Raw genomic sequence first — 9,709 nt, 5'->3', positions numbered from 1 at the left:
TTGCTTACTTTCTTTGGCGAAGCAAAGAAAGTGAGGCGGCCGCCGGGCCGCAACCCCGGCCTCCGACCTGAAACAAAGAGCAGAACCACCAGAGCGCAGCGGCGAACACAACCAGCGCCAGCAAGCGCCAGCTGCGCAACTGAGAGGCTCAAAACATGAACTTCTCCGAACCATTCATCCGCCGCCCCATCGCGACCACCCTGATCACGATGGGCATCATCCTGGCCGGCATCATCGCCTTCTTCATGCTGCCGGTGGCCCCCCTGCCGCAGGTCGACTTCCCCACCATCTCGGTGTCGGCCAGCCTGCCCGGCGCCAGCCCCGAGACCATGGCCACCACGGTGGCCACGCCGCTGGAGCGCGCGCTGGGCAGCATTGCGGGGGTGTCCGAGATCACCTCCTCGTCCTCGCTGGGCAACACGCGGGTCACGCTGCAGTTCGATCTGGACCGCGACATCAATGGCGCCGCGCGCGATGTGCAGGCCGCCATCAATGCCTCGCGCGCCCTGTTGCCCACGGGCCTGCCCAGCAACCCCACCTACCGCAAGGTGAACCCGGCCGATTCGCCCATCCTGATCCTGTCCATGACCTCGGACGTGTTGGCGCGCGACCAGATGTACGACGCCGCCTCCACCGTGCTGGCGCAGCGCCTGGCCCAGGTCAACGGCATTGGCCAGGTGGTGGTGGGGGGCGGGGCTCTGCCCGCGGTGCGGGTCGAACTGGACCCGGGCCGGCTGGCGGCCAGTGGCATTGCCATCGACAACGTGCGGGCCGCCCTGGTGGCCACCAACACCAACCGGCCCAAAGGCAATGTGGAAGACGGTGCCCGCAACTGGCAGATCGGCGCCAACGACCAGGCCTTCAGCGCGGCTGAGTACGCGCCCGTGGTGCTGCGCTATGCCAACGGCAACGCGATCCGGCTGCGCGACGTGGGCCAGGTCATCGACTCGGTGCAGGACGTGCGCAACTACGGCGTGTCCGACGGCAAGCCGGCCATCCTGCTGATCCTTTTCAAGCAGCCTGGGGCCAACATCATCCAGACCGTGGACGAGGTGCGGGCCCTGCTGCCGCAGCTGCGCGCCTCGATCCCGACGGCCATCGACCTGGGGGTGGCGGTGGACCGCACCCCCACCATCCGTGCTTCGCTGCGCGAGGTGGAGCGCTCGCTGGCGATCTCGGTGGGGCTGGTGATCCTGGTGGTGTTCGTGTTCCTGCGCCACTTGCGCTCGGCGTTGATCCCCAGCGTGGCGGTGCCGGCCTCGCTGGCCGGCACCTTCGGTGTCATGTACCTGTGCGGCTACAGCCTGGACAACCTCTCGTTGATGGCCCTCACTGTGGCCACCGGCTTTGTGGTGGACGACGCCATCGTGGTGCTGGAAAACATCTCGCGCCACATCGAGCGCGGCAAGACGCCTTTGCAGGCCGCGCTGGCGGGCAGCCGTGAGATTGGCTTCACCGTGGTGTCCATCAGCCTCTCGCTGATCGCGGTGTTCATCCCGGTGCTGCTCATGGGGGGGGTGGTGGGGCGTTTGTTCCGTGAGTTTGCCGTGGTGCTGTCGGTGGCCATCCTGGTGTCGATGGTGGTGTCGCTCAGCACCACACCCATGATGTGTTCGGTGCTGCTCAAATCCCATGCGCCGGCGGCCCAACCCGGGCGCTGGGCGCGCCTGGGACTGCGGCTGCGACGCGGTGCGCAGCGTGCCTACCGGCGTACGCTGGCGCTGGCCATGCGCTGGCAACCGATCACGCTGCTGCTGCTGGCCGGTGTGGTGGGGCTGAACGTCTACCTGTACCGCGAGGTGCCCAAGGGCTTTTTCCCGCAGCAGGACACGGGCCGCATCATGGGCAACATCCGCGCTGACCAGGCCACCTCGTTTCAGGCCATGCAGCGTCGGCTGGATCGCTTCATGGGCATCGTGCGCAGCGACCCGGCGGTGGAGTCGGTGAGCGGCTTCACGGGCGGTGGGCAACGCAACACCGCGTCGATGTTCATCTCGCTCAAGCCGCTGGCCGTGCGCGGCGTGAGCGCCGACCAGGTGGTGGCCCGCCTGCGGGCCAAGCTCTCGAAGGAGCCGGGCGCCACCCTGTTCATGGTGCCGGTGCAGGACATCCGCATCGGGGCGCGGGGCTCCAATTCGCAGTACGAGTACACCTTGCTGGCCGACACGCTGGAAGACCTGCGCGCCTGGGAGCCGCCGATCCGGCGCGCCATCATGCAGCTGCCCGAGTTGGTGGACGTGAACTCCGACATGCAGGAAAAGGGCTTGCAGAACTCGCTGGTGATCGACCGCGATCAGGCCAGCCGCCTGGGGCTGAGCCTGGCGGCCATCGACACCACGCTCAACGATGCCTTCGGGCAGCGCCAGGTGGGGGTGATCTACAACCCGCTCAACCAGTACCGCGTGGTGATGGAGCTGGCGCCCGAGTACCAGCAGTCGCCCGAGTCGCTGCTGCAGCTGCGCTTCACCAGCAGCAGCGGGGCGCAGGTGCCGCTGTCGGCCTTCGCCCGGGTAGAGCTGACCAACACGCCGCTGTCGGTCACGCACGAGGCCGGTGCGCCCGACACCACCATCAGCTTTGCGCTGGCGCCCGGGGTGTCGCTGTCGCAGGCCACCGAGGCGGTGAACAACGCCGTGGCGTCCCTGGGGGTGCCGGTCAGTGTGCGCGGCTCGTTTGGCGGCACGGCGGGGGCGTTCCAGAAGTCCATGTCCAGCCAGCCCTTGCTGATCCTGGCGGCGCTGATCACCATCTACCTGGTGCTGGGCATCCTGTACGAGGACCTGATCCACCCGGTGACGATTCTCTCCACGCTGCCTTCGGCCGGCGTGGGCGCCTTGCTGGCGCTGATGCTGACCGACACCGAGTTCTCGATCATCGCGCTGATCGGGGTCATCCTGCTGATCGGCATCGTGAAGAAGAACGCCATCATGATGATCGACTTTGCCATCACCCGGCAGCGGCGGGCGGCCGAGACCGGGGCCCGGCTCACGGCGGCCCAGGCCATCTACCGCGCTTGTCAGCTGCGGGTGCGCCCCATCCTGATGACCACGGTGGCGGCCATCTTCGGCGCGGTGCCTTTGGCACTGGGCGCCGGTGACGGGGCCGAGCTGCGCCGCCCGCTGGGCATTGCCATCGTGGGCGGCCTGCTGTTCAGCCAACTGCTCACGCTCTACACCACGCCGGTGGTGTTTGTCTGCATGGACCGCCTGCGCCAACGCCGGGCGCGCCGCCGTGCCGCTGCCACCGTTGCCGCTGCGGTTGCCCTGCCGCGACCGGCCCTGTCTGTTGAAAGTGCTGCTCCATGATGTTGTCTTCCCCGCCTAGCTTGTCGCGGTTCCCGCTGCGCCCGTGTGCCGCGCTGGCGCTGTTGCTGCTCCTTGGCGCCTGCTCGCAAGCGCCCGTCTACCAACGCCCCGAAGTAGCCACGGCGCCCGCCTTTCGCGAAGCCGGCTGGCAGGCGGCCCATGCCGCCAGCCCCGACGTCCCGGACGACTGGTGGTTGCAGTTCGACGACCCCGTGCTGACGGGCCTGCAGACCCGGGTGCTGGTGAACAACCAGAACCTGCAGACCGTGTTGGCCCAGTGGCGCACGGCCGAGGCCAGCCTGGCCTCCAGCCGCGCGGCGCGCTACCCCACGGTCACGGGCAGCCTGGGCGAGACGCGCAGCCGCAGCGGCACCACCAGCAGCACCGGCACCAGCACCTCGGCCAGCCCGGTCAACATCGTGTCGGCCTCGGCCAATGCCAGCTGGGACGCCGACCTGTGGGGCCGCCTGGCCGGTGCGGTCGACGTGGCCGGTGCCCAGTTGCAGGCCAGTCGTGACGACCTGCTGGCCGCGCGCCTGTCGGTGCAGATCTCGCTGGCGCAAAGCTATTTCTCCTTGCGTAGCGTCGAGTCACAGGCCGAGTCGGTGGCGCGGGCCGTGGCCGCCTATGACAAATCGCTGCAGCTGACCCGCAACCGCTACGGCGCCGGTGTGGCCTCGTCGGCCGATGTGGCGCAGGCCCAGACCCAGCTCAAGTCGGCCCAGGCCCAGCTGATCGAGCTGCGCCTGCAGCGCAGCCAACTCGAGCATGCGATCGCCGTGGTGCTGGGCGAGGCCCCGGCCAACTTCAGCCTGCCGGTGACGGCCCGCCTGCCCCGGCTGCCCGAGGCCCCGCCACTGCTGCCGGCCACGCTGTTGCAGCGCCGCCCCGACATCGCGGCGGCCGAACGCCGCGTGGCGGCCGCCAACGCCCAGGTGGGGGTGACCAAGGCGGCCTTCTTCCCGGCGCTGACCTTGTCGGCCGGCGCGGGCTACCGGGCCAACCAATGGGCCGACCTGACCAGTCTGCCGCATCGCTTCTGGTCGCTGGGCCCCAGTCTGGCGCTGGCCTTGTTTGATGCCGGCGGGCGCGAGGCTGTCACCAACCAGGCTTTGGCTGCCGTGGATCAGGCAGCGGCCAATTACCGGCAAGTGGTGCTGACCGCCTTCCAGGAGGTGGAAGACAACCTGGTGGCCGTGTCAGCCCTGCGTGACGAGGCGGCCGTGCAGGCCGAGGCCCTGGAGGCGGCCCAGCGTGCCCTGACCATCACCGAGAACCAGTACAAGGCCGGTACGGTGAGTTATCTGAACGTGATCAGCGCTCAATCCACCGCCTTGAGCGCCGAAAACACACTGACCAGCGTGAAGAACCGTCAGTTGCTCGCCGTGGGGCAGTTGCTCAAGAATGCGGCTGGGCGCTGGGATGCTCCGCTGGCCCCGCCGGCCACGGCACCGCGCTGAAGGGCCCGATTTTCTTTACACGGCGAGCAGGAACCCTGAGCGCGATTTGCTTTCAAAATCAGGGTATCAAGGCATTCTTGCCGGAGGCACATCACCATGAAACCCATCATCGTCATCAGTTCGGCCCTGTTGCTGGCCGCCACGGGCGCCCAGGCCCAGGAGCAAGGTCGCGTCATCTCGTCCACCCCGGTCTACCAGCAGGTGGCGGTGCAACGCCCCAGCTGCACGGTGCAGCAGGTGGCTGTGCAACCCCCCAAGTCGGGCGCGGGGGCCCTGATGGGCGCCGTGGCTGGCGGGGCGCTGGGCAATGCCGTGGGCGGTGGCGCCGGGCGTGCCGTGGCCACCATGGCCGGGGTCATGGGGGGCGCCATCCTGGGCGACAGCATCGAGGGCTCGGCCCCGGCCCAGGTCAGCAACCTGCAGCAGTGCAGCACCCAGACCGTGTACGAAAACCGTGCCGTGGGCTACAACGTGGTCTATGAGTACGGTGGCCGCCAGTACAGCGCCCAGATGCCCAGCGATCCGGGCCCCACGGTGCAGTTGCAGGTCAGCCCGGTGGCCCAGCAGGTGGCCGCACCGGTCGCTGCACCGGTGTATGCCCCGCCCGTGGCCCAGACGGTCTACACCGAAACCTACCCTGCCACCACCTACGTGAGCGCACCGCCGGTGGTCTATGCCGCGCCCACCTACTACGCCCCAAGCTATTACCCCGCCATGACCTTCGGTCTCGGCCTGGGGCTGGGCTACATCGGCGGCTGGCGCGGCGGGTACCACGGTGGTGGTCGCCACTGGCGCTGACCTCCCGAGGCTCGGTTCAGTTCATCAAAGGCCCATGGACTGGGCCACGGCATGCACCCGGGCCGCGTGCACGGCGTCCCCCACGGCTTTGCCCTGGGCACCCCGGGCAGCCGCTTCGGCCGCGACCACCGCGGTGATCACCGAGCGCGCTGCCGCCAGCACCTGGCGCAGGTGCACGGCTTGGGGGTAGGGTTTTTCTTCGAGCCCCAGACGCCCTCGCGCATCGCATTCACAGGCCAACAGGATCTCTTCAAAACGCTCGGGCTTGCGCAGGGCGTCGCAGCGCTCCAGCAGGCGCACCAGGGCGGCGGCCCCGAAGTCGCTGCTGCGGTGCAGGTTGCCGTGTTCACGCGCGACCACGTCGGCCAGCTCGCGGCAGTCCACTGGCACGCGCAGACGCTGGGCCACGTCTTTCAGCAGACGGGCACTGCGTTCTTCGTGCCCGATGTGGCGCGGCAGCACGTCGGCCGGCGTGGTGCCCTTGCCCAGGTCGTGGCCCAGGCAGGCGTAGCGCACGGCCAGCGGGGCCTGCAGGCGGGCTGACATGTCCAGCACCATCATGGCGTGCACGCCGGTGTCCACCTCGGGGTGGTAGTCGGCCCGCTGGGGCACGCCCCACAGGCGGTCGAGCTCGGGCAGCAGGCGCTTGAGCGCACCGCAGGCCCGAAGCACCTCGAACTGGCGCGACGGGCGCTCGGTCATCAGGCCGCGCGCCAGCTCCTGCCACACCCGCTCGGGCACCAGGTGGTCCACTTCGCCGTCCTCGACCATGTCCTGCATCAGGGCCAGGGTTTCGGGCGCCAGCGTGAAGTCGGGGAAGCGGGCGGCAAAGCGGGCCACGCGCAGGATGCGCACCGGGTCTTCGCGGAAAGCCGGAGTCACATGGCGCAGCACCCGCTTTTGCAGGTCTTGTTGTCCCCCCCAGGGGTCGATCAGGCTGCCCGTACCGGGGTGCTCCGGGTCGATGCGCCCGGTGGCTGGGTCGGGGTGCAGCGCCTGGGCAATGGCGTTGATGGTCAGGTCGCGCCGGGCCAGGTCGTCTTCCAGGCGCACATCGGGGGAGGCCTGCACCACAAAACCCTTGTAGCCGCGTCCGCTCTTGCGTTCGGTGCGGGCCAGCGCGTATTCCTCATGGGTCTGCGGATGCAGGAACACCGGAAAATCCTTGCCCACTGGCGCAAAGCCCAGGCCCGCCATGGCCTCGGGGGTGCCACCCACCACCACCCAGTCGCGGTCTTGCACGGGCATGCCCAGCAGTGCGTCGCGCACCGCACCACCCACCAGGAAGATCTGCATGGCCACGTGTCCCGGGGTGTCAGCGCTTGAGGCGGTAGGGTTCTTCAAAGGCCAGAAAGTCCTGCTCGGCCAGTGCGTCGTCGACCCAGGCCCGCACGCCGGGCAGGGCCATCACCCGCTGCACGTAGGCGGCCACCGTGTCGGACATGGGCAGCCCGTAGGTGTTCAAGCGGGTGCAGATCGGTGCGAAGTAGGCGTCGGCAACGCTGAACTCGCCGAACAGCAGGGGGCCGCCGTGGTCAGCCAGGGCATCGCGCCACAGGGTTTCCAGTCGTTCGACGTCGGCGCGCACGCCGGCGTGGTCGCGCCAGACCAGGGCCCCGACGTCGGGCAGGCTGGCTTCGATGTTCATGGGGCAGTGGCTGCGCAGGGCGGTGAAGCCCGAGTGCATCTCGGCGCACAGACTGCGCGCGCGGGCGCGTGCCTTGCGGTCGGTGGGCCACAGCTGTTTTTCGGGGAAGGCTTCGGCCAGGTACTCGGCGATCGACAACGTGTCCCAGATCGCCAGATCGCCGTCCAACAGCACGGGCACCTTGCCGGCCACCTTGAGGCGGGCCAGCGCGCGCTTGAAAGCAGAATCGGGTGCGAAAGAGTCGAAGCGCACCTTGACCTCTTCGAACTCGATGCCGGCCTGGCGCAGCAGCACCCAAGGCCGCATGGACCACGAGGAGTAATTCTTGTTGCCGATCACCAGCTTGAGCATGTGCTTTCCTTCCGCAGGGGCCGGGCCCCGACCGGTGCCAGAGGCGAGGCGTCCGGCAGTTTCGAGAGGCCAGCATCATGCCACGCTGACGGAGCCTCTGCAGCGGCCTCATCTACACTTGTTGCATGTTGTTGCGTGATTGGCTGTCGTCCGTGTGGGAGCCGCGGCGTCTGAGCGTGGCGCAGTGGTGGGCCGGCGGGGCCGTACTCTTGTTCATGCTGGCCTTGCTGGCACTGGTGCTTTCGCAGGCCGGTGGGCGCCAGGCCGTCCGGTCGCCAGGCGGTGGGGCTGAGCTGACTTTGCGCGCCGGCGCCGAAGGCTTGCCCCTGGCCGGGGTGATGGGGGTGTTCGTGGACACCACAGGACACTTGAGCGTGGACGACGTGCGCGCCCCTGCGAACCAGGCGCGCTTTGAAGTCCCGACCCGGCCGGTGGCCACCAACATGAACACCCAGCCCTACTGGTTTCGCATCCCCGTGCGTCAGTTGGGCCGCGATGGCGACTGGCTGATTTCAGTGCCTTCGGTGGCTGCCAGCGAGCTGGCTTTTCACGGCCCCTATGACTCTGCAGGGCAGGCTTTGGCGCCCCCTGTGGTCATGGGCATCACCCACCCCTACAGTGCCCGCCCGCTGGGCGCGGAGCGCATGGTGTACCGCTTTCACCTGGCGCAGCCCGGCGACTACGTGATCTACCTGCGTGCCGTCTCGCGCCTGGGCCAGATCTATGCGCTGACGGCCTGGGACACCGGCGAGTACATGGCCGGGGTGCAGACCAAGCGCCTGTTCGACGGCTTGAGTTACGGCATTTTGCTGGGCATGCTGGCCTACAACCTGGTGCTGCTGGTGTTGTTCCGTGACCGTGTGTACGCGTACTACCTGCTGAATTGCGCCAGCGCGCTGCTCACGATTGCCAGCTTCAATGGTCATGTGGCGCGTTACCTGTGGCCAGACCAGCCCGGGTGGGCCGAGTGGGTCTATGTGCTGGCGCCGGCGACGTGGATTGTGGGGGCCATCCTGTTCGCCCGCCGTTTTCTGGACCTGGCCCGCTATGCCCCGCTGGTCGATCGCCTGGCACAGGGCCTGATGGGTTTGATGCTGCTGTCGATGGTGCTGGGCCTCATGGGGCACTGGCGCTGGCTGGTGTCGGCCACCGAGATCGGCTCCATGGTGGGGGCCGTCACGGGTCTGGCCGGGGCCTTGCTCGGGTTGCGCCATGGCTACCGGCCGGCGGGTCTTTACATCCTGGGGCTGATCGTGGTCTTTGTTGCGGCTTTTTTGCTGGTGCTGTCGAACTGGGGCGTGCTGCATTGGACGGCGATGCATCTGAACGTGCTGCAGTTGGGGGTGGCGGCCGAGCTGCTGGTGTTCTCCGTGGCCCTGGGCACCCGCATCCGTGTGCTGCGCCGTGCGCAGACCGAACTGCATGCCCGTGCCGAGCACCTGGCCATCGTGGCCGAAACCGACACCCTGACTGGGGCCGCCAACCGGGCCGGACTGGCCCAGGTGGCGCAGCGACTGCTGCAGCCCGGCCAGCGGCATGCGCTGCTGTTGCTGGACCTGGACGACTTCAAGCCGATCAACGACCGCTTCGGCCACGAAGCCGGCGACCAGATGCTGCAGGAGGTCGCGCGGCGCCTGCGTGAGCAGGTCCGGCCCGCCGACGTCGTGGCCCGCCTGGGAGGGGACGAGTTCGTGATCCTGCTCACCGGCCTGCACGAGCGCCAGCGCCTGGGGCAGGTGGCCCACCGCGTGCTGCAGTCGCTGCGTGCCCCGATGGCGTGGCAAGGCCACCCCCTGAGCGTGGGGGCCAGCCTGGGCCTGGCGCGCTTCCCGGACGACGGGGCCAATCTGCCGGGGCTGCTGCGGGCGGCGGATCGGGCGATGTACCACGTCAAGCAGGATGGGCAGACGGGGTTTGCCTTCCACGAGGATTTGCCGGATGTGTTTGCGAGTTTGCCCAGGGGGTTGTGAGGGGCGGCCGGTGTTGCCACCGAGGCGCAACTGACGTGGGGCTTGTCCAATGGTTGTGGGTTCTTTGTTGCCGCTGCGCTCTGGTCGTTCTGTTCTTTATTTGAGGGCGGAGGCCGGGGATTCGTCCCGGCGGCCGAGGCACTTTTCTTTGCTTCGCCAAAGCAAAGTACCCAAAAG

6 protein-coding genes are annotated in these 9,709 nt (G+C 68.4%); 4 read left to right on the top strand and 2 right to left on the bottom strand.

The features are described from left to right. Window positions 1–155 precede the first annotated feature (155 nt). The 3 genes from AC3WUT_RS30065 to AC3WUT_RS30055 all read left to right on the top strand — a co-directional run bounded on the left by AC3WUT_RS30065 (window position 156) and on the right by AC3WUT_RS30055 (window position 5,563). A complete protein-coding gene (locus AC3WUT_RS30065; protein ID WP_492350742.1) occupies window positions 156–3,305 on the top strand; it encodes a multidrug efflux RND transporter permease subunit in 3,150 nt (1,049 codons plus the stop codon). Further along, complete coding sequence (locus AC3WUT_RS30060; RefSeq protein ID WP_492350741.1) at window positions 3,302–4,765, top strand: efflux transporter outer membrane subunit; 1,464 nt, start codon at window positions 3,302–3,304, stop codon at window positions 4,763–4,765. Before AC3WUT_RS30065 ends, AC3WUT_RS30060 begins: the two co-directional genes overlap by 4 nt. A gap of 96 nt (window positions 4,766–4,861) precedes the next feature. Then, window positions 4,862–5,563 carry a glycine zipper 2TM domain-containing protein gene (locus tag AC3WUT_RS30055; protein ID WP_492350740.1) on the top strand — a complete coding sequence of 234 codons (702 nt, stop codon included), beginning with the start codon at window positions 4,862–4,864 and terminating at the stop codon, window positions 5,561–5,563. A 24-nt stretch (window positions 5,564–5,587) separates the two neighbouring features. Here the strand turns inward: AC3WUT_RS30055 and AC3WUT_RS30050 are convergent, their stop codons facing one another. Together AC3WUT_RS30050 and AC3WUT_RS30045 are read right to left on the bottom strand one after the other, a co-directional pair. Further along, complete coding sequence (locus AC3WUT_RS30050; protein ID WP_492350739.1) at window positions 5,588–6,859, bottom strand: multifunctional CCA addition/repair protein; 1,272 nt, start codon at window positions 6,857–6,859, stop codon at window positions 5,588–5,590. A gap of 19 nt (window positions 6,860–6,878) precedes the next feature. Beyond that, window positions 6,879–7,562 (bottom strand): glutathione S-transferase family protein, encoded by a 684-nt coding sequence (locus AC3WUT_RS30045; RefSeq protein WP_492350738.1) that lies wholly within the window; start codon window positions 7,560–7,562, stop codon window positions 6,879–6,881. A 125-nt stretch (window positions 7,563–7,687) separates the two neighbouring features. Between AC3WUT_RS30045 and AC3WUT_RS30040 the strand changes: the two genes are divergently transcribed. After that, window positions 7,688–9,532, top strand: a complete 1,845-nt coding sequence (locus AC3WUT_RS30040; protein WP_492350737.1) for a diguanylate cyclase domain-containing protein — start codon at window positions 7,688–7,690, stop codon at window positions 9,530–9,532. Window positions 9,533–9,709 lie beyond the last annotated feature (177 nt).

It is taken from the genome of Curvibacter sp. EU05-FHT14A10 (genome assembly GCF_058791075.1).
The sequence above is the reverse complement of the archived record's forward strand: the minus strand, read 5'-3'. Positions and strand labels throughout refer to the sequence as shown.